Source organism: Mycobacterium conspicuum (genome assembly GCF_010730195.1).
Taxonomy (GTDB): domain Bacteria; phylum Actinomycetota; class Actinomycetes; order Mycobacteriales; family Mycobacteriaceae; genus Mycobacterium; species Mycobacterium conspicuum.
Map to the genome: position 1 here is coordinate 2144381 of NZ_AP022613.1, position 23641 is coordinate 2168021.

23 protein-coding genes are annotated in these 23641 nt (G+C 69.7%); 16 read left to right on the forward strand and 7 right to left on the reverse strand.

What is annotated here, in order from left to right:
- Positions 1-22: 22 nt before the first annotated feature.
- Positions 23-562 (reverse strand): GNAT family N-acetyltransferase, encoded by a 540-nt coding sequence (locus tag G6N66_RS10435; RefSeq protein WP_085232588.1) that lies wholly within the window; start codon positions 560-562, stop codon positions 23-25.
- A 2-nt stretch (positions 563-564) separates the two neighbouring features.
- The gene (locus G6N66_RS10440) at positions 565-1779 is read right to left on the reverse strand and encodes a serine hydrolase domain-containing protein (RefSeq protein WP_232079268.1); all 1215 of its coding nucleotides are present in this window, start codon (positions 1777-1779) and stop codon (positions 565-567) included.
- 174 nt (positions 1780-1953) lie between these two features.
- Here G6N66_RS10440 and G6N66_RS10445 point away from each other — a divergent pair, with 174 nt between their 5' ends.
- On the forward strand, positions 1954-2388 hold the full coding sequence (locus G6N66_RS10445; RefSeq protein WP_085232533.1) for a cellulose-binding domain-containing protein: 435 nt from the start codon (positions 1954-1956) through the stop codon (positions 2386-2388).
- A 3-nt stretch (positions 2389-2391) separates the two neighbouring features.
- On the opposite strand, the gene G6N66_RS10450 is transcribed toward G6N66_RS10445, so the two are convergent.
- On the reverse strand, positions 2392-3045 hold the full coding sequence (locus G6N66_RS10450) for a class I SAM-dependent methyltransferase (protein ID WP_085232590.1): 654 nt from the start codon (positions 3043-3045) through the stop codon (positions 2392-2394).
- A 188-nt stretch (positions 3046-3233) separates the two neighbouring features.
- Between G6N66_RS10450 and pyrR the strand changes: the two genes are divergently transcribed.
- The 12 genes from pyrR (at position 3234) to metK (ending at position 16241) form a co-directional block, all read left to right on the forward strand.
- Complete coding sequence (pyrR, locus tag G6N66_RS10455) at positions 3234-3797, forward strand: bifunctional pyr operon transcriptional regulator/uracil phosphoribosyltransferase PyrR (protein ID WP_085232534.1); 564 nt, start codon at positions 3234-3236, stop codon at positions 3795-3797.
- Positions 3794-4744 (forward strand): aspartate carbamoyltransferase catalytic subunit, encoded by a 951-nt coding sequence (locus tag G6N66_RS10460; protein ID WP_085232535.1) that lies wholly within the window; start codon positions 3794-3796, stop codon positions 4742-4744. Before pyrR ends, G6N66_RS10460 begins: the two co-directional genes overlap by 4 nt.
- The gene (locus G6N66_RS10465) at positions 4741-6033 is read left to right on the forward strand and encodes a dihydroorotase (RefSeq protein ID WP_085232536.1); all 1293 of its coding nucleotides are present in this window, start codon (positions 4741-4743) and stop codon (positions 6031-6033) included. The genes G6N66_RS10460 and G6N66_RS10465 overlap by 4 nt, the downstream gene beginning before the upstream one ends.
- Positions 6030-6536: a PH-like domain-containing protein gene (locus tag G6N66_RS10470; protein WP_085232591.1), complete on the forward strand. Its 507-nt coding sequence runs from the start codon at positions 6030-6032 to the stop codon at positions 6534-6536. Before G6N66_RS10465 ends, G6N66_RS10470 begins: the two co-directional genes overlap by 4 nt.
- Entirely contained in the window at positions 6506-7654 is a 1149-nt protein-coding gene (carA, locus tag G6N66_RS10475; RefSeq protein ID WP_139825156.1) for a glutamine-hydrolyzing carbamoyl-phosphate synthase small subunit, read from the forward strand. The genes G6N66_RS10470 and carA overlap by 31 nt, the downstream gene beginning before the upstream one ends.
- 82 nt (positions 7655-7736) lie before the next feature.
- Positions 7737-11084: a carbamoyl-phosphate synthase large subunit gene (gene carB, locus G6N66_RS10480; RefSeq protein WP_085232538.1), complete on the forward strand. Its 3348-nt coding sequence runs from the start codon at positions 7737-7739 to the stop codon at positions 11082-11084.
- On the forward strand, positions 11081-11911 hold the full coding sequence (gene pyrF, locus G6N66_RS10485) for an orotidine-5'-phosphate decarboxylase (RefSeq protein WP_085232539.1): 831 nt from the start codon (positions 11081-11083) through the stop codon (positions 11909-11911). Before carB ends, pyrF begins: the two co-directional genes overlap by 4 nt.
- 413 nt (positions 11912-12324) lie before the next feature.
- Positions 12325-12639 carry an integration host factor, actinobacterial type gene (gene mihF / locus G6N66_RS10490; RefSeq protein WP_085232540.1) on the forward strand — a complete coding sequence of 105 codons (315 nt, stop codon included), beginning with the start codon at positions 12325-12327 and terminating at the stop codon, positions 12637-12639.
- 31 nt (positions 12640-12670) lie between these two features.
- Positions 12671-13252 (forward strand): guanylate kinase, encoded by a 582-nt coding sequence (gene gmk, locus G6N66_RS10495; protein ID WP_085232541.1) that lies wholly within the window; start codon positions 12671-12673, stop codon positions 13250-13252.
- 55 nt (positions 13253-13307) lie between these two features.
- Positions 13308-13640: a DNA-directed RNA polymerase subunit omega gene (gene rpoZ / locus G6N66_RS10500; protein ID WP_085232542.1), complete on the forward strand. Its 333-nt coding sequence runs from the start codon at positions 13308-13310 to the stop codon at positions 13638-13640.
- Between the two features lie 21 nt (positions 13641-13661).
- Positions 13662-14927 (forward strand): bifunctional phosphopantothenoylcysteine decarboxylase/phosphopantothenate--cysteine ligase CoaBC, encoded by a 1266-nt coding sequence (gene coaBC / locus G6N66_RS10505; RefSeq protein WP_179968269.1) that lies wholly within the window; start codon positions 13662-13664, stop codon positions 14925-14927.
- 102 nt (positions 14928-15029) lie between these two features.
- Complete coding sequence (gene metK, locus G6N66_RS10510) at positions 15030-16241, forward strand: methionine adenosyltransferase (RefSeq protein WP_085232544.1); 1212 nt, start codon at positions 15030-15032, stop codon at positions 16239-16241.
- Positions 16242-16263: 22 nt separating this feature from the next.
- On the opposite strand, the gene G6N66_RS10515 is transcribed toward metK, so the two are convergent.
- Positions 16264-16833: a pyridoxamine 5'-phosphate oxidase family protein gene (locus G6N66_RS10515; protein ID WP_085232545.1), complete on the reverse strand. Its 570-nt coding sequence runs from the start codon at positions 16831-16833 to the stop codon at positions 16264-16266.
- Between the two features lie 281 nt (positions 16834-17114).
- Between G6N66_RS10515 and G6N66_RS10520 the strand changes: the two genes are divergently transcribed.
- Positions 17115-17300 carry a hypothetical protein gene (locus tag G6N66_RS10520; RefSeq protein ID WP_139825157.1) on the forward strand — a complete coding sequence of 62 codons (186 nt, stop codon included), beginning with the start codon at positions 17115-17117 and terminating at the stop codon, positions 17298-17300.
- A gap of 48 nt (positions 17301-17348) precedes the next feature.
- Here G6N66_RS10520 and G6N66_RS10525 read toward each other — a convergent pair whose 3' ends face one another.
- The 3 genes from G6N66_RS10525 to G6N66_RS10535 are packed head-to-tail and all read right to left on the reverse strand — an operon-like array spanning position 17349 to position 20800.
- On the reverse strand, positions 17349-18842 hold the full coding sequence (locus G6N66_RS10525) for a flavin-containing monooxygenase (protein ID WP_085232547.1): 1494 nt from the start codon (positions 18840-18842) through the stop codon (positions 17349-17351).
- Positions 18839-19813, reverse strand: a complete 975-nt coding sequence (locus G6N66_RS10530; RefSeq protein ID WP_085232548.1) for an alpha/beta hydrolase — start codon at positions 19811-19813, stop codon at positions 18839-18841. The genes G6N66_RS10525 and G6N66_RS10530 overlap by 4 nt, the downstream gene beginning before the upstream one ends.
- A gap of 24 nt (positions 19814-19837) precedes the next feature.
- Positions 19838-20800, reverse strand: a complete 963-nt coding sequence (locus G6N66_RS10535) for an alpha/beta hydrolase (protein WP_085232549.1) — start codon at positions 20798-20800, stop codon at positions 19838-19840.
- Here G6N66_RS10535 and G6N66_RS10540 point away from each other — a divergent pair.
- Together G6N66_RS10540 and G6N66_RS10545 are read left to right on the forward strand one after the other, a co-directional pair.
- Positions 20799-21530, forward strand: a complete 732-nt coding sequence (locus G6N66_RS10540) for a lysoplasmalogenase (RefSeq protein WP_085232592.1) — start codon at positions 20799-20801, stop codon at positions 21528-21530. The two genes, G6N66_RS10535 and G6N66_RS10540, sit on opposite strands and share 2 nt — an antisense overlap.
- A 78-nt stretch (positions 21531-21608) precedes the next feature.
- Positions 21609-23555: a primosomal protein N' gene (locus G6N66_RS10545; protein WP_085232593.1), complete on the forward strand. Its 1947-nt coding sequence runs from the start codon at positions 21609-21611 to the stop codon at positions 23553-23555.
- Positions 23556-23641 lie beyond the last annotated feature (86 nt).

The window sequence follows — 23641 nt, forward strand, 5'->3', positions numbered from 1 at the left end:
GCCCTCACCGCAGGCTCGGCGTTCAGCGCAGCGTCTTGGCGTAGAGCAGGCTGTCGCGCGGCTCGGGCCCGATGGTCGGGTACACGGCATGGCGCGCCAGCCGGCCCTCCAACACGAAGCCCGCCCGCTCGAGCAGGCGCGTCGAGCGCTCGTTGTCGACGTTGCAGGTGGCCCAGACGCGGTAGGTGCCGCGGTCGGCTTCGAGCGCGGTCATCAGCATGTCGAGAGCCTCGGACATCAACCCCTTGCCCCACCAACGCCGCCCCATGCAGTACCCGATTTCGACGGAGTGCCGCATCCGGCGCCGGCAGCTGGCCAGCCCGATGACCTCGTCGCTGTGCTTGAGCGCGATGGCCCAGGTCTGCTCCTCGCCGCCGACGTTGAGTTTTTCGGCGATCACCCGCCGCGTGGTGGCCACATCGGGGTGCGGGCTCCACAGCAGATACTTGGTCACCTGCGGATCGCGGGCCACCCGCTGGAAGATCGCACCGGCGTCGTCGAGGGTGGGCGGGCGCAGCGTCAGCCGCGGCCCGTCGATGCGGCTGGGTGGGAAATCGACCACCACTACAGACCGAGCGCGCGGTAGGTGCGGCGGACGAATTTCGGTTGGGCCGTGCGCAGTTTCGCCAACGAGGTGTTGCCCGCGACGGCCGTCGCCGCGTCCACCGAGAGGTCGGGACAGTTTTGAATCAGGTACAGCAGAATCAGGTCGGCGGACGGGTCGGCCTGCCACCAGGTCCCATAGGCGCCGGGCCAGGTGAAGGTGCCGGGGCCGCCCGGGCCGAACAGCGGGGCGGACTTCGCCGGATCGGTCACCACCGACAGGTTCAACCCGAATCCGCGCCCCACCCAATACGGCGCCCCCAGAAAGCTATGCCGCTTTTGTTCGTCGGTGAGCCGGTCGGTGCGCATCAGCCGCACCGACTCCGGTGAGAGCACCCGCACGCCGTCGATTGTCCCGTCCCCGAGCAGCATTCGCACGAACCGCAGGTAGTCATCGGCGGTCGACCACAGCCCGCCGCCGGCGTTGGGAAACGACGGCGGCTTGATGTGCGGCGGCCCCATCACGCCGTGCCGCAGCCGGCCCTCGTCGTCAACCTGGTACATCGTCGCGGCGCGGCCCCGCGCTTCCGGGGAGACGAAGAACCCGGTGTCGGGCATTCCCGCCGGGCCCAGGATGCGTTCGTCGAGGACTTCGTGGAACGGCTTGCCCTCGATGCGGGACAGGATGACGCCCAGCAGATCGATCGAGTGGCTGTAGGTGACTTTTTCGCCGGGCTGGTGCACCAGCGGCAGCGCCGCCAGCCCGTTCACCCAGGCGTCGGGCCCCTGGTTGAACGGCAGCCGCATGTATGCCCGCGAGATCGGCCCGGAGACCGAGAACGAGTAGGCCAGCCCGCTGGTATGGGTCAGCAGGTCCTCGATCAGGATGGCCCGCTGCGCCGGATGCGTCCGGTCGAGCGGGCCGTGCGGGTCGTCGAGCACCCGCACGCCGGCCAGCTCCGGCACCCAGCGCGTGATCGGGTCGCGCGGAGTCAGCTTGCCCTCGTCGACCAGGCTCATCGCCGCCGCCACCGTGACCGGCTTGGTCATCGACGCGATGCGGAACAACGTGTCCCGGCTCATCGGTTGGCCCGCGTCGACGTCGCGGTAACCGATCTCGTTGACCTGCAACACTTCTCCGCGTTGCCAGACCACGGTCACCGCGCCCGCGAGTAGGCCGGCATCGCACACCTCGCGGATGGAGGCCTGGTTGCCGGCGAGATTCGGGTGGTTCACGCGGTCCAGGTTAGCGCCACGCCCGGCACGGTCGCCGACCTGGCTAGACCACGGCGGGGCTGGCGCCGAAACCCGAGGCTTACATCTCATCATGGTTTCGGTTGCGCAAAGTTACTGCAGCTTACCCGCGATGGGACGGCAAACATTGCTTGTTGGGCTATAGTGTTGGCTCCTATGACCGGACTGCACCGTTGCGAGAAGCCCTGGCGCACAGCGCTTCACGTGACCCTGTCGGCCTTTATCGTTGCCATCCTCAGCCTCGGCTTCACCCCCGTCGCCCGTGCCGCCGCGGCCATGGCGACCTTGTCGGTGTCACATGCGTGGCAGACCGGCTTCATCGCGAGCTTCACCGTCACCAACCCGAACCTGATGCAGCTCAACGATTGGCGGATCGACTTCGACATGCCGGCGGGCCAATCCGTCGCGCACGCGTGGAACAGCACGGTCACGCAATCCGGCACGCACTACGTGATCACCCCCGCGAATTGGAATCGCAGCCTGCCACCCGGCGGCTCGGCCACCGGTGGTTTCCGAGGCGTGCTGATCGGTACCTTCTCGCCGCCGTCGAATTGTCTGATCAACGGGCAACCGTGCACGGTTAGCGGCTGACGTTCACTCGCGACGCTGGGCCCGGACGTACCAGAACGCCATTTCGATTTCGGTGCCGTCCTGTTCGCGGCGGACGGTGGTGGGCTCGAGGGAGTCGATGTCCCAGCCCGCGCCGCCGAAGACGTCGCGCAGCGTCTGCTCGGAAACGGCGGGTCTGGGCCAGTCCTCGCGCGCCGGGTTGGCGTCGGAGAAGCAGCTGAGCAACAGGGTCGCGCCCGGGCGGGTCGCCCGGTGCAGCGCGGCGGCGTAGCTGCGCTTGCCGTCGTCGTCGAGGCAGTGGAACATGCCGCTGTCGACCACGGTGTCGAAGGCGCCGGTGTAGCCCTCCAGCCTGGTGGCGTCGGCCACCGCGAACGTCACGTCGACGCCGGCGTCCTCGGCCCGCCGCTCGGCGGTGATCAGCGCGGTCGGCGAGATGTCCAAGCCGGTCACCTTATAGCCGCTGCGGGCCAGGTAGATGGCGTTGTCGCCGAGCCCGCAGCCGATGTCGAGGACGTCGCCGTGCACCCAGCCGCCGGCCTGCCACGCGATGACATTCTCCTTGGGCGCCTTGAGATCCCACGGCGGCGTGGTCATCGGCGGGATGCCTTCGCCCGGGCTCTCGCCACGGTAAAGAGCGTCGAAGTCCAAACGGGGAGAGGAGTTTGCACCTGTCATTTTCGCCAAGCGTAGCCCGGCGCGCGCACCCGCGAACCGGGCCGGGGCCGGTGGGGCGGGTGGGGCAAACGCGCCCCGCGCGATCGCGGCGAATACCACCGCGGCGGCGGCAGGTGCTACGCTGCCCGGCAGTCGACATCCTTTAACGATCCGTCCGGAGAGGCGGAGAAGGAGGTCAGGGTTTTCGCATGGGCGCTGCTGCACCGGGCGGGGAATCCCGGGAATTGATGTCCGCGGCCGACGTCGGTCGCACCATTTCTCGCATCGCCCATCAAATCATCGAAAAGACCGCGCTGGATGGTCCCGACGCGCCGCGGGTGGTGCTACTCGGCATCCCCACTCGCGGCGTCATCCTGGCCCAGCGATTGGCCACCAACATCGGCGAATACAGCGGAGTCGAGGTTGGCCACGGCGCCTTGGACATCACCCTGTATCGCGACGACCTGATGACCAAACCGCCGCGGCCGCTGGAGACCACGTCGATCCCCGCCGGCGGAATCGACGACGCGCTGGTGATCCTGGTCGACGACGTGCTGTACTCCGGGCGCTCGGTGCGCTCGGCGCTGGACGCGCTGCGCGACGTGGGCCGGCCCCGCTCGGTGCAGTTGGCCGTGCTGGTCGACCGCGGCCACCGCGAGCTGCCGATCCGCGCAGACTACGTCGGCAAGAACGTGCCGACGTCGCGCAGCGAGAACGTGCGGGTCCAGCTCAGCGAGCACGACGACCGCGACGGGGTGGTGATCTCCCGATGAGCACGCCTAGGCATCTGCTGGCCGCCGGCGACCTGAGCCGCGACGACGCCACCGCCATCCTCGACGACGCGGACCGCTTCGCGCAGGCGCTGGTGGGCCGCGAGGTCAAGAAGCTGCCGACGCTGCGTGGGCGCACCGTGATCACCATGTTCTACGAGAATTCGACCCGCACCCGGGTGTCGTTCGAGGTGGCCGGCAAGTGGATGAGCGCCGACGTGGTCAACGTGAGCGCGTCCGGATCGTCGGTGGGCAAGGGGGAGTCGCTGCGCGACACGGCCCTGACGCTGCGGGCGGCCGGCGCCGACGCGCTGATCATCCGCCACCCGGCATCGGGAGCCGCACACCTGCTGGCCGAGTGGACAGCTAATAGCACCGACGGCCCCTCGGTGATCAACGCCGGCGACGGCACGCACGAGCACCCGACGCAGGCGCTGCTGGACGCGCTGACGATCCGGCAGCGGCTCGGCAACATCGAAGGCCGGCGCGTGGTGATCGTCGGCGACGTCCTGCACAGCCGGGTCGCCCGCTCCAACGTCATGCTGCTGCACACGCTGGGCGCCGAGGTGGTGCTGGTGGCGCCGCCGACGTTGTTGCCGGTCGGCGTCGACGGCTGGCCGGTCACGGTCTCGCACGACTTCGACGCCGAGCTGCCCGCGGCCGACGCGGTGCTGATGCTGCGGGTGCAGGCCGAGCGGATGAACGGCGGCTTCTTCCCGTCGGTGCGCGAATATTCGGTGCGCTACGGGCTTTCCGACCGGCGCCAGGCGATGTTGTCCGACCATGCCGTGGTGCTGCACCCCGGACCGATGGTGCGCGGCATGGAGATCGCCTCGTCGGTCGCCGACTCCTCGCAATCGGCTGTGCTGCAACAGGTTTCCAACGGCGTGCACGTCCGGATGGCCGTGCTGTTTCACGCGCTGGTCGGAACGGAAGCGGAGGTCGCGTGACGGTATTGATCCGCGGGGTGCGGCTGTACGGCGAGGGGGACCGGGTCGACGTCTTGGTCGACGACGGCCAGATCGCCGAGATCGGCGCCGGGCTGGCGATCCCCGACACGGCCGACGTGATCGACGCCACCGACCAGGTGCTGCTGCCCGGGTTGGTCGACCTGCACACCCACCTGCGCGAGCCGGGCCGGGAATACGCCGAGGACATTGAAACCGGCTCGGCGGCAGCGGCTTTGGGCGGATACACCGCGGTGTTCGCGATGGCCAACACCAACCCGGTGGCTGACAGCCCGGTGGTCACCGACCACGTCTGGCACCGTGGCCAGCAGGTCGGCCTGGTCGACGTGCACCCCGTCGGCGCGGTCACTGTCGGGCTGGCCGGAGCCGAACTCACCGAGATGGGCATGATGGCGGCCGGCGCCGCGCAGGTGCGGATGTTCTCCGACGACGGGATCTGCGTGCACGACCCGCTGATCATGCGCCGCGCGCTGGAGTACGCCACCGGCCTCGGGGTGCTGATCGCCCAGCACGCCGAGGAGCCGCGGCTGACCGTGGGCGCCGTCGCGCACGAGGGGCCCGCCGCCGCCAGGCTCGGGCTGTCCGGCTGGCCCCGGGCCGCCGAGGAATCGATCGTCGCGCGCGACGCGCTGCTGGCCCGCGACGCCGGCGCCCGGGTGCACATCTGCCACGCCTCCACCGCGGGCACCGTCGAGATCGTGAAATGGGCTAAGCAGCAAGGCATTTCGATCACCGCCGAGGTCACCCCGCATCACCTGCTGCTCGACGACAGCAGGCTGGCCAGCTACGACGGGGTGAACCGGGTCAACCCGCCGCTGCGCGAAGCCGCCGACGCGGTCGCGCTGCGCCGGGCGTTGGCCGACGGGACCATCGACTGTGTGGCCACCGATCACGCCCCGCACGCCGAGCACGAGAAGTGCGTGGAGTTCGCCTCGGCGCGCCCCGGCATGCTGGGACTGCAGACGGCGCTGTCGGTGGTGGTGCAGACCATGGTGGCGCCCGGGCTGCTGAGCTGGCGCGACGTCGCGCGGGTGATGAGCGAGAACCCGGCCCGCATCGTCGGGTTGCCGGACCACGGCCGGCCGTTGCAGGTGGGGGAGCCGGCCAACCTGACCGTGGTCGATCCCGACGCCACCTGGACGGTCAGCGGTCCCGCGCTGGCGAGCCGGTCGGCCAACACGCCATATGAGTCGATGACCTTGCCCGCCACCGTGACCGCCACGCTGCTGCGCGGCAAGGTCACGGCCCGGGACGGGAAGTGTCCGACGTGAACTCCGGGACGTTGGTGGGGTCGCTGATCTTCGCCGCCGTGCTGGTGGTGGTGATCGCGGTGGTGATCCAGCTGATGATGCGGGGCTGGCGACGGCGCGGGGAACGCCAGCAGCAGTTGATCGGCGCCCTGCCCGACGTGCCCGACGCGCTGGGCGCCGCGACCATCGCTACCCGCGGGCTGTACTGCGGCTGCACGATGGCGCCGGAGTGGAACGAGCGCATCACGGCCGGTGATCTCGGTTACCGCAGCAAGGCGGTGTTGACCCGCTATCCGGAAGGGATACTGTTGGAACGCGTTCGGGCCCAACCGATTTGGATTCCGCGGGAGTCGATCAGCGCGATCCGCATGGAGCGCGGCATGGCCGGCAAGGTGGTGGCCCGCATCGGGATCCTGGCGATCCGGTGGCGGCTGCCCTCGGACGTCGAGCTCGACACCGGCTTTCGGGCCAACCACCGCGACGAGTACGGGCAATGGCTCCACCAGAACGGAGAAGCCGCGTGAGTTCTAAGGCACTACTGGTCCTCGAGGACGGCCGCGTTTTTACCGGCACTGCGTTCGGCGCCATCGGCCAAACCCTGGGCGAGGCCGTGTTTTCCACCGGCATGTCCGGCTATCAGGAGACGCTGACCGATCCCAGCTATCACCGCCAGATCGTGGTGGCCACCGCGCCGCAGATCGGCAACACCGGCTGGAACCAGGAGGACGCCGAGAGCCGTGGCGACAAGATCTGGGTGGCCGGATACGCCGTGCGCGATCCGTCGCCGCGCGCCTCGAACTGGCGCGCCACCGGCACGCTGGACGACGAGCTGGTCCGGCAGAACATCGTGGGGATCGCCGGCATCGACACCCGCGCCGTGGTGCGCCATCTGCGCAGCCGCGGCTCGATGAAGGCCGGGGTGTTCTCCGGCGACGCCCTGGCCGAGCCGGCCGAGCTGGTCGAGCGGGTGCGCGGGCAGCAGTCCATGCTGGGTGCCGACCTGGCCGGCGAGGTGAGCACCGACGGCACTTACGTGGTCGAACCCGAAGTCCCGCACCGGTTTACCGTTGCGGCCCTCGACCTGGGCATCAAGACCAACACGCCGCGCAACTTCGCGCGGCGCGGGATCCGCAGCCACGTGCTGCCGGCGTCGGCGACCTTCGAGCAGATCGCCGACATCAAGCCGCACGGCGTGTTCCTGTCCAACGGCCCCGGCGACCCGGCCACCGCCGATCACGTCGTCGCCCTCACCCGCGAGGTGCTCGGCGCCGGAATCCCGTTGTTCGGCATCTGTTTCGGCAATCAGATCCTGGGCCGGGCGCTGGGGTTGTCGACCTACAAGATGGTGTTCGGCCACCGCGGCATCAACATCCCCGTCATGGACCACGCCACCGGGCGCGTCGCGGTGACCGCGCAGAACCACGGCTTCGCGCTGGAGGGCGAGGCGGGCCAGTCCTTCGACACGCCGTTCGGGCCCGCGATCGTCAGCCACACCTGCGCCAACGACGGCGTGGTGGAGGGCGTCAAACTCAAAGACGGGCGCGCGTTCTCGGTGCAGTACCACCCCGAGGCCGCCGCCGGCCCGCACGACGCCGAATACCTCTTCGACAGCTTCATCGAGCTGATGGGCGGCCGCCCATGACCGCGAGCGTGTGTGTCTGCACGGCGACACGCCGTAAATCCTGTACAACTGCGCACTCTCGCGCCGGGCAAGGAGGGTGTTAGTGCCGCGGCGCCACGATCTCAACCACGTCCTGGTGATCGGCTCGGGGCCGATCGTCATCGGGCAGGCCTGCGAGTTCGACTACTCCGGCACCCAGGCCTGCCGGGTGTTACGGGCCGAAGGCCTGCAGGTGAGCCTGGTCAACTCCAATCCGGCCACCATCATGACCGACCCGGAGTACGCCGACCACACCTACGTCGAGCCCATCACGCCGGCGTTCGTCGAGCGGGTGATCGCCCAGCAGGCCGAGCGCGGCAACAAGATCGACGCACTGCTGGCCACCCTCGGCGGGCAGACCGCGCTCAACACCGCGGTCGCGCTCTATGAGAACGGGGCGCTGGAACGCTACGGCGTGGAACTGATCGGGGCCGACTTCGACGCCATCCAGCGGGGCGAGGACCGCCAGCGGTTCAAGGACATCGTCGCCAAGGTCGGCGGCGAATCCGCCCGCAGCCGAGTGTGTTTCACCATGGACGAGGTCCGCGAGACGGTCGACGAGGTGGGCCTGCCGGTGGTGGTGCGGCCCAGCTTCACCATGGGCGGGCTGGGCTCGGGCATGGCGCGCTCCGTCGAGGAGGTCGACCGGATGGCCGGCGCCGGGCTGGCCGCCAGCCCCAGCGCCAACGTGCTGATCGAGGAATCGATCTTCGGCTGGAAGGAATTCGAGCTCGAGCTGATGCGCGACGGCCACGACAACGTGGTGGTGGTGTGCTCGATCGAGAACGTCGACCCGATGGGCGTGCACACCGGCGACTCGGTCACCGTCGCACCGGCCATGACGCTGACCGACCGCGAATACCAAAGGATGCGGGACCTGGGCATCGCGATCCTGCGCGAGGTCGGCGTGGACACCGGCGGCTGCAACATCCAGTTCGCGGTCAACCCCGTAGACGGCCGCCTGATCGTGGTCGAGATGAACCCGCGGGTGTCCCGGTCGAGCGCGCTGGCGTCCAAGGCCACCGGCTTTCCCATCGCCAAGATCGCCGCCAAGCTGGCCATCGGCTACACCCTCGACGAGATTGTCAACGACATCACCAGGGAAACGCCCGCCTGCTTCGAGCCCACCCTGGACTACGTCGTGGTCAAGGCGCCGCGGTTCGCGTTCGAGAAATTTTCCGGCGCCGACCCCACCCTGACCACCACGATGAAATCCGTCGGCGAGGCAATGTCGTTGGGCCGCAACTTCATCGAGGCGCTGGGCAAGGTGATGCGGTCCCTGGAGAGCGACCGCGCCGGGTTCTGGACCAAGCCCGACGCCGACGGCGACCTCGACGACGTGCTGACCCGGCTGCGGACTCCCACCGAGGGCCGGCTCTATGACCTCGAGCTGGCGCTGCGTCGGGGCGCATCGATCGAAAGCGTCGCCGAGGCCAGCGGGGTGGACCCGTGGTTCGTCGCGCAGATCGGTGAGCTGGTGAAGCTGCGCCAGGAGCTGGTCGACGCGCCGGTGCTGGACGCCGAGCTGCTCACGCGCGGCAAGCACAGCGGGCTCTCCGATCGCCAGATCGCCGCGCTGCGACCGGAATTGGCCGGCGAGGACGGGGTCCGCTCGCTGCGCGAGCGGCTCGGCATCCACCCGGTGTACAAGACGGTCGACACCTGCGCCGCCGAGTTCGAGGCCAAGACGCCCTACCACTACAGCAGCTACGAGTTGGACCCCGCCGCCGAGACCGAGGTCGCGCCGCAGACCGAGAAGCCCAAGGTGCTGATCCTGGGGTCCGGCCCGAACCGCATCGGCCAGGGCATCGAGTTCGACTACAGCTGCGTGCACGCGGCAACCACGCTGAGCCAGGCCGGGTTTGAGACCGTCATGGTCAACTGCAACCCGGAGACGGTGTCCACCGACTACGACACCGCCGACCGGCTCTACTTCGAGCCGCTGACGTTCGAGGACGTGCTCGAGGTATACCGCGCCGAGGCCCAGTCCGCCGAGGGCGGAAAAGGGGTGATCGGGGTCATCGTGCAACTCGGCGGCCAGACGCCGCTCGGGCTCGCGCAGCGGCTCGCCGACGCCGGGGTTCCGATCGTGGGCACTCCGCCGGAGGCCATCGACCTGGCCGAGGACCGCGGCGCCTTCGGCGACGTGCTGGCCACCGCCGGCCTGCCGGCCCCGAAGTACGGCACCGCAACGACATTCGCGCAGGCCCGCCGCATCGCCGAGGACATCGGCTACCCGGTGCTGGTGCGGCCGTCGTACGTGCTCGGCGGGCGGGGCATGGAGATCGTCTACGACGAGGAGACGCTCAAGGGCTACATCACCCGCGCCACCCAGCTGTCCCCCGAGCACCCGGTGCTCGTCGACCGCTTCCTCGAGGATGCGGTCGAGATCGACGTCGACGCGCTGTGCGACGGCGCCGAGGTCTACATCGGCGGGATCATGGAGCACATCGAGGAGGCCGGCATCCACTCCGGCGACTCGGCCTGCGCGCTGCCGCCGGTGACGTTGGGCCGCAGCGACATCGAGAAGGTGCGGAAGGCCACCGAGGCGATCGCGCACGGCATCGGCGTCGTCGGCCTGCTCAACGTGCAGTACGCACTCAAGGACGATGTGCTCTACGTGCTGGAGGCCAACCCGCGGGCCAGCCGCACCGTGCCGTTCGTGTCGAAGGCCACCGCGATTCCGCTCGCCAAGGCGTGTGCCCGGATCATGTTGGGCACCACCATTTCCCAGCTGCGCGCCGAAGGGATGCTGGTGCCGCACGGCGACGGCGCCAACGCGGCCCCGTCCGCGCCGATCGCGGTCAAGGAGGCCGTGTTGCCGTTCCACCGGTTCCGCCGCGCCGACGGGGCCGCCATCGATTCGCTGCTCGGCCCCGAGATGAAGTCGACCGGCGAGGTGATGGGCATCGACCGGGACTTCGGCAGCGCCTTCGCCAAGAGCCAGACCGCCGCCTACGGGTCATTGCCGGCCGAGGGCACCATATTCGTGTCCGTCGCCAACCGGGACAAGCGGTCGCTGGTGTTCCCGGTTAAGCGCCTGGCCGACTTGGGGTTCCGCGTGTTGGCCACCGAAGGGACAGCAGAGATGCTGCGCCGCAACGGAATTCCGTGCGACGAGGTGCGCAAGCATTTCGAGGAACCGCGGCCGGGCCGTCCCGAGATGTCGGCCGTCGACGCCATCCGCGCCGGCGAGGTCGACATGGTGATCAACACGCCCTTCGGGAACTCCGGTCCGCGCGTCGACGGCTACGAGATCCGCTCGGCGGCGGTCGCGGTCAACATCCCCTGCATCACGACGGTGCAAGGCGCCTCGGCGGCGGTGCAGGGCATCGAAGCCGGGATCCGCGGTGACATCGGGGTGCGCTCGTTGCAGGAGCTGCACAGCGCCCTCGGGAACGGGGCCCGGTGACCGGCTTCGGCGCCCGGCTGGCCGAGGCGAGGGCGCTGCGGGGGCCGCTGTGCGTGGGCATCGACCCGCATCCCGAGCTGCTGGCGGCCTGGGGTCTGCCCGCCACCGCCGACGGCCTGGCCGCGTTCTGCGACCGCTGCATCGAGGCCTTCGCCGGGTTGGCGGTGGTCAAGCCCCAGGTCGCGTTCTTCGAGACGCACGGCGCCCTGGGCTACGCGGTGCTGGAACGGACCATCGCCGAGCTGCGCGCGGCCGGGGTGCTGGTGCTGGCCGACGCCAAGCGCGGCGACATCGGGACGACGATGGCCGCCTACGCCGCGGCCTGGGCGGGCGACTCGCCGCTGGCCGCCGACGCGGTGACCGCCTCACCCTACCTGGGGTTCGGGTCGCTGCGGCCGCTGCTGGAGACCGCCGCGGCCCACGACCGGGGCGTGTTCGTGGTGGCGGCCTCCTCCAACCCGGAGGGTGCGACGGTCCAGCAGGCCCGGTTCGACGAGCGCACGGTCGCGCAGCTGATCGTCGACCAGGCCGCGGTGATCAACAAGACCAGCCACGGCGCGGACCCGGGGGAGCCCGGATCCGTCGGCGTGGTGGTGGGTGCGACCGCCCTGAAGCCGCCCGATCTGTCCGCGCTGGACGGGCCGGTGCTGGTGCCGGGCATCGGGGCGCAGGGCGGCCGGCCCGAGCAGCTGGCTGGCCTGGGTGGGGCGGCGCCGGGCCAGCTGTTGCCCGCGGTGTCGCGTGAGGTGCTGCGGGCCGGGCCGGACGTCGCGGAGCTCCGATCGGCGGCCGAACGGATGCGCGACGTCGTCGCCTATCTGGCGTGACAGGCGGCGCGACACGCGCGACACGCAAGGAAAATCCGGAATTCCCCGCATGGCCGCGGACCGGGGTCCGCGGTCGCCCGGGGCGGGTAAACCCAGCCAGTGGCACCGACCCGTCGATAACCCAACGCGGCGCCCACCCGCCGGCCGAGAAATACCTGGTAAAGGCATATTTCTGTGCCGCGAAACGACGCCCGCCGCCGCCGGTGCGCCCGGCTATCAGACGGCCGTCAACGACGGCCGAAACGGCGCCCGCCGGGGGGCGCGCGCGGCGCTCATGCTGCACTTTTATGCCCAAAATCGGGGGGGCGGGTTAGATTTCGTCAGGAAGCGTGAGTACGGTCGTTTCCGCTGGCTGAAGTACCCGGCCAAGGAAAAACAAAGATCGATTGCGATCGATGAGAGACGGAGGAATCGTGGCCCTTCCCCAGTTGACCGACGAGCAGCGCGCTGCCGCGTTGGAGAAGGCTGCTGCCGCACGTCGAGCGAGAGCAGAGCTCAAGGATCGGCTGAAGCGCGGCGGCACCAACCTCACCCAGGTGCTCAAGGACGCCGAGAAGGACGAAGTCCTGGGCAAGATGAAGGTATCCGCCCTGCTCGAGGCCCTGCCGAAGGTCGGCAAGGTCAAGGCGCAGGAAATCATGACCGAGCTCGAGATCGCCCCTACCCGCCGCCTGCGCGGCCTCGGCGATCGTCAGCGCAAGGCGTTGCTGGAAAAGTTCGGCTCCTAACCCCGCCGAACCCCGCCGACCCAGGGCGCTTATGAGTGCCGGCCGGGGACCGGGCAGAGGGCGTGTCGTCGTACTGTCCGGTCCCTCCGCCGTCGGCAAGTCCAGCGTGGTCCGATGCCTGCGGGAACGCATTCCGAACCTGCACTTCAGCGTCTCGGCCACCACGCGCGCGCCGCGGCCCGGAGAGGTCGACGGCGTCGACTATCACTTCGTCAGCCCCGACCGCTTCCAGCAACTGATCGACCAGGGCGAGCTGCTGGAGTGGGCGGAGATCCACGGCGGGCTGCAGCGGTCGGGCACCCTGGCCGAGCCCGTACGGGCCGCGATCGCGGCCGGTCTTCCGGTGCTCATCGAGGTCGACCTGGCCGGGGCCCGGGCCATCAAGAAGGCGATGCCCGAGGTCATGACCGTTTTCTTGGCGCCGCCGAGCTGGGCGGACCTGGAAGCCCGGCTGATCGGACGGGGCACCGAGTCACCCCAGGTAATGCAGCGCAGGCTGGACACCGCGCGCATCGAACTGGCCGCCCAGCAGGACTTCGACGAGGTCGTCGTGAACACGCGATTAGAGTCTGCGTGCGCAGAATTGGTATCCTTGCTGGTAACGGAGCACTAAGCACCCAGTTCTTCAGTCCCTGAATCACCCGCTACCTGCCCAGGAGATCTTGCACGTGAGCATTTCGCAGTCCGACGCGTCGCTGGCCGCCGTCCCCGCCGTGGATCAATTCGATCCGGCCGCCGGCGGACCGGGCGCCTACGACACCCCGCTGGGCATCACCAACCCGCCCATCGACGAGTTGCTGGAGCGCGTTTCGAGCAAATACGCCCTGGTCATCTACGCCGCCAAGCGGGCGCGGCAGATCAACGACTACTACAACCAGCTCGGCGAGGGCATCCTCGAGTACGTCGGCCCGCTGGTCGAGCCCGGACTGCAGGAAAAGCCGCTGTCCATCGCGCTGCGCGAGATCCACGCCGACCTGCTCGAGCACACCGAGGGCGAATAACAGGCCCGCCCGATGGACCGGATGCGGACCCCACCGCGGGTCTCGAAAAAGGTGATCGTCGGCGTATCCGGGGGCATCGCCGCCTACAAGGCGTGCACCGTCGTCCGCCAGCTCGCCGAGGCCGGTCACGAGGTCCGGGTCATCCCCACCGAATCCGCATTGCGCTTCGTCGGGGCCGCCACCTTCGAAGCCCTTTCCGGTCGGCCCGTGCACACGGGCGTCTTCTCCGACGTCCCCGAGGTGCCGCATGTCCGCCTCGGCCAGCAGGCCGACCTGGTCGTGGTCGCTCCGGCCACCGCCGACACGCTGGCCCGGGCCGTGGCCGGCCGCGCCGACGATCTGCTGACCGCAACCCTGCTCACGGCGCGCTGTCCGGTGATGTTCGCGCCGGCCATGCACACCGAGATGTGGTTCCACCCGGCCACCGTGGACAACGTGGCCACGTTGCGCCGCCGGGGTGCTGTGGTGCTGGAACCGGCCTTTGGGCGGCTCACCGGGGCCGACAGCGGCCCGGGGCGGCTGCCCGAGGCCGAGGAGATCACCACGCTGGCCCAGCTGCTCCTGGAGCGCCACGACGCCCTGCCGTATGACCTGGCCGGCCGCAGGGTGCTGGTCACCGCCGGCGGCACCCGCGAGGCCATCGATCCGGTGCGTTTCATCGGCAACCGCAGCTCGGGCAAGCAGGGCTACGCGGTCGCCCGCGTCGCCGCCCAGCGCGGCGCGCAGGTCACGCTGATCGCCGGGCACACCGCCGGGCTCGTCGACCCGGCCGGCGTCGACGTGGTGCACGTCAGTTCGGCCGAGCAATTGGGCAACGCGGTGTCCAAGCACGCCCCGGACGCGGACGTGCTGGTGATGGCCGCGGCGGTCGCGGACTTCCGTCCCACCCAGGTTTCGGCCGCCAAGATCAAAAAGGGCCCGGATGGTCGCGACGATGCGCCGACCATCGAGTTGGTCCGCAACGACGACGTGCTGGCCGGCGCGGTGCGGTCGCGTGCCCACGGAGAGCTGCCCAACCTGGCGGCCATCGTGGGTTTCGCCGCCGAGACCGGCGACGCCAACGGCGACGTGCTGTTCCACGCGCGCGCCAAGCTGCGCCGCAAGGGATGTGACCTGTTGGTCGTCAACGCGGTGGGTGACGGCCGCGCGTTCGAGGTGGACAGCAACGACGGTTGGCTGCTGGCGTCCGACGGCACCGAGTCCGCATTGCAACACGGCTCCAAGACGCTGATGGCAAGTCGTATTGTGGACGCAATCGTCGCGTTCCTGCACGGTGACGCGGGATAGCCGCTTCGGACGAGTTGCACGCGCCCCGGTCGATCCGGTTCGCCCCGAGGCGTCTAAAATAATTCGATTATCTAAGTTTACGCAGCACGAGAGGATGACAGGGTGAGCGAGAACGGTCGGCTGTTTACCAGTGAGTCGGTGACAGAGGGACATCCCGACAAGATCTGTGACGCGATCAGCGACTCGGTCCTCGACGCGCTGCTGGCGCAGGACCCCCGCTCACGCGTCGCGGTCGAGACGCTGGTGACCACCGGGCAGGTGCACGTGGTCGGCGAGGTGACGACGACCGCGAAGGAGGCGTTCGCCGACATCACCAACACCGTGCGCGCGCGCATCCTCGAGATCGGCTACGACTCATCGGACAAGGGCTTCGACGGCGCATCGTGCGGGGTCAACATCGGCATCGGCGCGCAGTCGCCCGACATCGCCCAGGGGGTGGACACCGCCCACGAGGCGCGCGTCGAGGGCGCCGCGGACCCGCTGGACTCGCAGGGCGCCGGCGACCAGGGCCTGATGTTTGGCTACGCGATCAACGACACCCCCGAGCTGATGCCGCTGCCGATCGCGCTGGCGCACCGGCTGTCGCGGCGGCTGACCGAGGTGCGCAAGAACGGGACGCTGCCCTACCTGCGCCCCGACGGCAAGACGCAGGTCACCATCGAATACGAGGACGACGTCCCGGTCCGGTTGGACACCGTGGTCGTCTCCACCCAGCACGCCGACGGCATCGACCTGGATAAGACGCTGGACCCCGACATTCGCAAGCACGTGCTCGAGACCGTGCTGGCGGACCTGGCGCACGAGACGCTGGACGCGTCGTCGACGCGGGTGCTGGTCAACCCCACCGGCAAGTTCGTCGTCGGCGGCCCGATGGGCGACGCCGGCCTGACCGGCCGCAAGATCATCGTCGACACCTACGGCGGCTGGGCCCGCCACGGCGGCGGCGCGTTCTCCGGCAAGGACCCGTCCAAGGTGGACCGGTCGGCGGCGTACGCGATGCGCTGGGTGGCCAAGAACATCGTGGCCGCCGGGCTGGCCGAGCGGGTCGAGGTACAGGTGGCCTACGCGATCGGCAAGGCGGCGCCGGTCGGCCTGTTCATCGAGACCTTCGGCACCGCGATCGTCGACCCGGTCAAGATCGAGAAGATCGTGCCCGAGGTGTTCGACCTGCGGCCCGGCGCGATCGTGCGCGACCTGGACCTGCTGCGCCCGATCTACGCGCAGACCGCCGCCTACGGGCACTTCGGCCGCACCGACATCGAGCTGCCGTGGGAGCAGCTGAACAAGGTCGACGACCTCAAGCGCGCGATCTAGCAACCTCCGTTCCCCGCGGGGGTCAGCGGGGCGGCAGCGGGTGGTCGGGCTCGAGTCCCGGGAGGCCGTCGATGCTGCGCCGGTTGCGGCGGGCGATCATCTGCACGTATTTCTCGTCGGGCTGCTTGCGGTGATAGGCGTCCAGCACGGGTCGTTCGTCCACCAGCTCGTAGTAGGGCACCGCGAATCCGCAGGCGTCGGCGATCCGCTCGACGTCGACGACGACCGCGGCCCGGATGCCCGGATGCAGCCGCGCAAAATGCGTTTTGAGGCTGCCGAATTCGGCAGCATCGGGGCGGACGACGCGGCCCGTGCCGAACAGCCGCAGGATCCGGGAGTTGCGGGTGAACGAGCAGAACATCAGGGTGATCCGCCCGTTGTCGCGCAGGTGCGCAATGGTTTCGACACCACTGCCGAAAAGGTCGAGATAGGCCACGGTGTGGTCGTCGATCACGGCGAACGTATCGCTATATCCCTTGGGGGAGAGGTTGATTCGCCCGCCTTCGGAAGGGGCGGTGGCGACGAAGAACACGGCCTGCTCGCCGATGAACTCGCGCAGAGACTCGTCGATACGCGAAAACTCCTTCGCCACCTGACGTCTCCTCGCTGGTGATTGGGAACCGTAGCCTAACAGAGACTCATCGTCCGCGGCGAATCCTTTTGCGGGCCAACGTGATAAGCACCAGCACCGGGAAGCCTGCGTCACCGATCCGGCCCGCACACCCATCCATCAACATTCGTGTAGATTTAAATTCAACGCGCAAGAAAACGTTGGCATAACGCACGGTTAAATGCGACGATCTCGTGGTGGACGACTGCAATCGTGCGCAGGCTGTCGAGCTTATTCGTGCCCTGCACAATAAGCTGCGTGAATTGACCGCCCAGCTGTCCTCGGCCGAACGCCAAGACGCCACGGCCGGCAACGGCCAAGCGGGTGAAACGCCGGTCGGGGCGGCCGCCCTGCGCCGAGACATCGAAGAGGCGCAGGCCCACATCGACCGGTTGCAGCGGTGCTACCTCGGTTCGTCCTCGGATGTTGGCGCGCTGGCGCGCGGCTGACTCGCAAGGCGAAACGCACGGCGGGCCAGGCGAATTCGACTGGCCGACCTAGCCGGTGAAGCGATAGTCGTCCAGATCGAAACGCCGACTCCGCCAATAGGCCTCCACCGTGGTGGTGGGGCGCAGCGGCACATCGCCGTTCTTGTCGAAGTAGTAGCTGTTGGCCAGCCGGCAGCTGTCCTGCCAGAAGATCTGCCGGTGGCGCTTGCGCATCATCTCGGCGAAGTAGCGGGCGTTGGCCTCCTCGGTCACCTCGACCCGGGTCGCCCCGTCGCGCCGCGCCCGCTTCAAGCAGCGCACGATGTGATGCGTCTGCGTCTCGATGAGCGCGAAATACGAAGAGCCGACGTAGCCGTACGGGCCGAACACGGTAAACATGTTCGGGAAACCGGGAACGCTGACGCCCTCGTAGGCCTGCAGTCGCTGCTCGTCCCAGAATCGGCTCAGCGACCGGCCGCCGGTCCCGGTGACGGCATAGGTGGGGACGTTGTCGGTGTCCATGACCTTGAAGCCGGTCGCCAGGATCAGCACGTCGACTTCGTGGTTCTCGCCGTCGGTCGTGGCCACCGCCGACGGCGTGATCTTGTCGATGGGCTCGGTCACCAGCCGCACGTTGTCGCGGTTGAACGTGGCCAGGTAGCCGTTGTGGAAGCCGGGCCGCTTGCAGCCCACCGCGTAGCGCGGGGTGAGTTTGTCGCGCAGCACGGGATCGCTGACCTGCTGCCGCAGATAGGCCCGGCCCGCCGACCCCATTCGTTTGGCGAGCGGGAACACCGTGAAGTATTGCGCCGCGATCGGAAAGGTCACCTCGACGAACGCCTGGCTGAGCAGCCGCTGCAGGACCTTGCCGCCGGGAATCCGCATCGCCCAGCGGACCGCGGCGGGCAGCGGGACGTCGAACTTCGGGAAGCACCAGATCGGGGTGCGCTGAAACACCGTGAGGTGCTCCACAATTGGCGCGATCTCGGGGATGACCTGCACGGCCGACGCGCCGGTGCCGATAATGGCGACCCGCTTGCCGGTCAGGTCCTGGCCGTGGTCCCACCGCGCGGTGTGCATGGTGATGCCGGCGAAGGAGTCCACTCCGTCGATGTCGGGCAGGTTCGGCACGGTCAGCACACCGCTGGCGCCGATCACGAACCGGGCGGTGACCTCCCCGCCCGGGTCCGTCTGCACCCGCCAGAGTCCGTTTTCCTCGTCGAATTCGGTGGAGATTACCTTGGTGCGCAACCGGATTCGTGAACGGATGCCGTACTTGTCGACGCAGTGTTCGGCGTAGGCCTTCAGCTCGCGGCCCGGCGCGTAGGTTCGCGACCAATGCCGACTCTGCTCGAACGAGAACTGGTAGGAAAATGACGGAATATCCACGGCAATACCGGGATACGTGTTCCAGTGCCAGGTGCCGCCCACGCCGTCGCCGGCTTCGAGCACCACGAAATCGGTGAAGCCGGCCCGGTCGAGCTGGACGGCGGCGCCGATGCCGGAGAAGCCGGCGCCCACGATCAGCACGTGGTGGTCGGGCCTGACAGGGGTGGCGCTCATCGAGGATGCAGCGCCTTCTTCAGCGCGGCCAACCCGCGGTCGGTGGCCTCGGCGGCGGCCGGGACCACCAGCGCGAAGCTGGCGTAGCCGTGCGTCATGCTCGACTCGTTACTCAATTCCACGGGTACGCCGGCGCCGCGCAACAGTTCGGCGTAGCGTGCGCCGTCGTCACGCACCGGGTCGTGTTCGGCGGTGCCGATGAACGCGGGCGGCAGACCGGAGAAGTCGGTGGCGTTGGTCGGCGCCAGCGTGGCGGGCAGCGACCTGGGGTCGTCGATATTCAGCTCCGGCGCATACCAACTCACGAACGCGTCGATGACGTCGCGGTCCAGCATGGGCGCGTCGGCGTTCTCGGTGTAGGACGGCAGCGATAGGTCGGCCGTCAGCGACGGATACCACAGCAGCTGGAACACCAGCGGCGGCCCGCCGCTGTCACGGGCCAGCTGGGCCATCACCGCCGCGATGTTGCCGCCCGCCGAGTCGCCGGCGACCCCGATGCGGTCCGGGTCGCCGCCCAACTCGGCGGCGTGTTCGCCCACCCAGCGCAACGCGGCCCAGCTGTCGTCGATCCCGGCCGGGAACGGATGCTCGGGCGCCAGCCGGTAGTCGACCGACACCACGATGGCCTCGGCGCCGATGGCGTGCGCGCGGGCGAGTGGGTCGTGGGTGTCCAGATCGCCGATGCACCAGCCGCCGCCGTGGTAGAAGACCACCGCCGGCAGGTTGTCGTGCTCGGCGATCGGGGGCCAATAGATGCGCACCGGAATGTCGGTAAGGTCGCCATATCCGACGGTGTGTTCCTCGATGCGCAGGTCGGGCAGCATTTCCGCGGGCGTCTTGAGCAGCCGCAGCTTCTCGCGTGCCACGTCGACGCCGTCGGCCTCGGTGAAGGTCAGCGGGAACGCGTCCAGGAGCGCCTTGAGCGTGGGATCGATCGCCGGCCGGGTGCTGGGCTGCGTCGAGGACGTCATGAACCCACCGTACGCAGCACCGCTCTACCCGTACAGCGCCGCCCGCAACGCCGCCAGCCCGCGATCCAGCGCGGCGGTGGCCGCGGGCACCACCCCGGCGTAGCCGAGGTAGCCGTGCACCAACGTCTCGGCGTTGTGCACCGCGACGGTGACCCCGGCGTCGGCCAGCAGCTCGCCGTACCGGATGCCGTCATCGCGCAGCGGGTCGTGGCCGGCGACACCGATGTAGGCCGGCGGCAGGCCGGCCAGGTTGCGCGCGCGCCCCGGCGCCATCCCCGGCGGCGGGTCGGACATGTCGATTTCGCCCGCATACCAACGGGAGAACTCGGCGACGGCCTTGGCGCCGAGGATGGCCGCGTCGGCGTTCTCGGTGAACGACGGCAGCGACGAATCCCACAGCGTGGCGGGATACCACAACAGCTGAAAGGCGATCGGCGGCCCACCGTTATCGCGGGCCCGTTGCGCGATCACCGCGGCGATGTTCCCGCCCGCCGAATCCCCGGCGACGGCCAACTTGGTGCTGTCCGCGCCGATCTCGACCGCGTATTCGGCGACCCATAGCGTTGCGGCCCAAGCATCTTCGATGGCGGCGGGGTAGGGGTGCTCGGGGGCCAGCCGGTAGTCGACCGACACCACGACGGCGTCGGCGCCGACGGCGTGTTGGCGGCAGGTGCCGTCGTGGGTGTCGAGGTCGCCCATTACGAATCCACCGCCGTGGAAGAACACCACCACGGGCTGCAGCGAGCTATCGGAATACGTTGCCGGCCAATAGATCCGGATCCCGATGGGGCCCGCCGGGCCATTGATATCGCGGTCTTCCACCCGCACTTCGGGATGCAGCGGCCGGCGCGGCAGATCCCGCAATCGTTGCCTGGCTGCGTCGATTCCGTCGTCGGTGGATAGCCGGAACGGAACCGCATCCAGTACCTTCAGCAGAATGGGGTCGATCGTGGGCTTTTCGTCGGCGGTGTTGTCCAAACTGGGCATGCAGGTACCGTACGCATCCCGCCTGGTCGCCGGCGCCTGGGTAGTCGCGGGCTGGGCGGCCCTCGCCTACGGCGTCTACCTCACCGTGATCGCGTTGCGCTCCCCGCCGGGAACGCCGTTGACCGGGCACTGGATTCTGCAGCCGCCGTTCAAGGCGTCGATGGCGGTGCTGTTGACCATCGCCGCCGTTGCCCACCCGATAGTCCGCGAGCGGCGGTGGCTCATGCCCGCCCTGCTGCTCTCGGCCGTCGGCGACTGGCTGTTGGCGATCCCGTGGTGGCCCCAGTCATTCGTCGGTGGGCTGGGCGCGTTTCTGTTGGCGCACTTGTGTTTTTTGGGTGCGCTGCTCCCCTTGGGGCGGGGCGCACGGCCGTCGCGGCCGCGGATCGGTGCCGTCCTCGCGATGTGCCTTGCCGCCGCAGGCTTGTTGGTGTGGTTCTGGCCCCACCTGGGCGCCGAAAAGCTGACCCTGCCCGTGACGATCTACATCGTCGCGCTGACCGCGATGGTCTGCGCGGCATTGCTGGCGCGGTTGCCGACACCGTGGACGGCGGTGGGCGCGTTGTGTTTCGCGGCGTCGGATTCGATGATCGCCATCGGCCGATTCATCCTCGGCAGTGAGGCGCTGGCGGTGCCGATCTGGTGGTCCTACGCCGCGGCCGAGATCCTCATCACCGCCGGCTTCTTCTTCGGTCGAGGGGACACGGAAACCGCGAGCGAGCTTGTCTGACAACACATTCGGGTGCCGCCCGTGACCCAGAAGGCGCGTACGCCCGTCGAGGTCGAGCCGATCGCCCGCGTGTTGCCAATGCTGTCCATCCCGCACCTGGACCGCGAGTTCGACTACCTGGTGTCCGCCGAGCAGTCCGACGACGCCCAGCCGGGGGTGCGGGTGCGGGTGCGGTTCCACGGACGGCTCGTCGACGGCTTCATCCTGGAGCGCCGCAACGAGACCGATCACACTGGCAAGCTGGGTTGGCTCGATCGGGTGGTGTCGGCCGAGCCGGTGCTCACCGCCGAAATCCGCCGGCTGGTCGACGCGGTGGCCGCCCGCTACGCCGGCACCCGCCCGGACGTGTTGCGGCTGGCGGTGCCGCCCCGCCACGGCAGGGTCGAGCGCGAACCCACGCCGGCGCCGGGCCCGCCGTCCGTCGCGCCGGTCGACCCGTCGGGCTGGGCGGTGTACGGCCGGCGCGGGGAACAGTTCCTGGCCGCCCTGGCCGAGTCGCGCGCCGCCCGCGCCGTCTGGCAGGCGCTGCCGGGGGAGCCGTGGGCGGACCGATTCGCCGAGGCCGCCGCGCAGACGCTGCGTGCCGGACGCACGGCCCTGGCCATCGTGCCGGACCAGCGCGACCTGGACACGCTGTGGCGGGCCGCCACGACCCGGGTCGACGAACACAGCGTGGTGGCGCTCTCGGCCGGCCTGGGGCCGGCGGCCCGCTACCGGCGATGGCTGGCGGCGCTGCGCGGCGGCGCGAGACTGGTGATCGGCACGCGCAGCGCGGTTTTCGCTCCGTTGAACGATCTGGGCCTGGTCATGGTGTGGGCCGACTCCGATGACACCCTTGTGGAGCCGCGGTCCCCCTACCCGCACGCCCGCGAGGTGGCGATGCTACGCGCGCATCAGGCGCGCTGCGCCGCGCTGATCGGCGGCTACTCCCGGACCGCCGAAGCCCACGCGCTGGTGCGCAGCGGCTGGGCGCACGACCTGGTCGCGGCGCGGCCGGTGGTGCGCGCCCGCACCCCGCGGGTGGTGGCCCTGGACGACAGCGGATACGCCGAGGAACGCGACCCGGCGGCCCGCACCGCGCGCCTGCCGTCGATCGCGTTGCGCGCCGCCCGCTCGGCGCTCGAGGCCGGTGCGCCGGTGCTGGTGCAGGTGCCGCGGCGCGGGTACGTGCCGTCGTTGGCGTGCGCCCGTTGTCGGACCATCGCGCGGTGCCGGCACTGCACCGGTCCCCTGGCGCTGCAGGAGCGTGGACCGGGCGCCGCGTGTCGCTGGTGCGGTCGCGCCGAACCGGTGCTGCGGTGTGCGCGTTGCGGTTCGGAGGCGGTGCGCGCCGTGGTGGTTGGTGCCGGGCGCACCGCCGAGGAGCTCGGCCGGGCCTTCGCCGGCACGCCCGTGATCACCTCGGCGGGCGATGCCATCGTCGCGGAAGTCGACGCCAAGCCGGCGCTGGTCGTCGCCACCCCGGGGGCCGAGCCGCGCGCCGACGGCGGGTACGGCGCGGCGCTGCTGCTGGACACCTGGGCGCTGCTGGGCCGGCAGGACCTGCGCGCCGCGGAGGACGCACTGTGGCGCTGGATGTCGGCGGCCGCGCTGGTGCGGCCGCGCGGCGAGGGCGGCGTGGTGACGATCGTCGCCGATGCGTCCATCCCGACGGTGCAGTCGCTGATCCGGTGGGATCCGGTCGGCCACGCGGAGGCTGACCTGTTGGCCCGCACCGAGGTTGGGCTGCCGCCCAGCGTGCACATGGCGGCCATCGACGGCACGACCGAGGCGGTGCACGCGCTGCTGGAGGAGGCCCGCTTGCCCGAGCAGGCGGACCTGCTTGGCCCGGTGGACCTGCCGGCGGGCGTTCGCCGCCCGGCGGGCACCCCCGCCGGCGCGCCGGTCATCAGGATGCTGGTGCGGGTCCGGCGCGAGCACGGACTGGCCCTGGCGGCGGCGCTGCGCCGCGGCGTGGGAGTGCTCAGCGCCAGGCAAACCCGCGACCCGGCGCGGGTCCAGATCGACCCGCTGCACGTCGGGTAGTGCGCGAGGCGACGCTAAAGAATGCTGTTGCTGCCCGGCGTGCCGAATATGCCGGCGATGCCGCCCGTTCCGTTGTGCTCGACGGA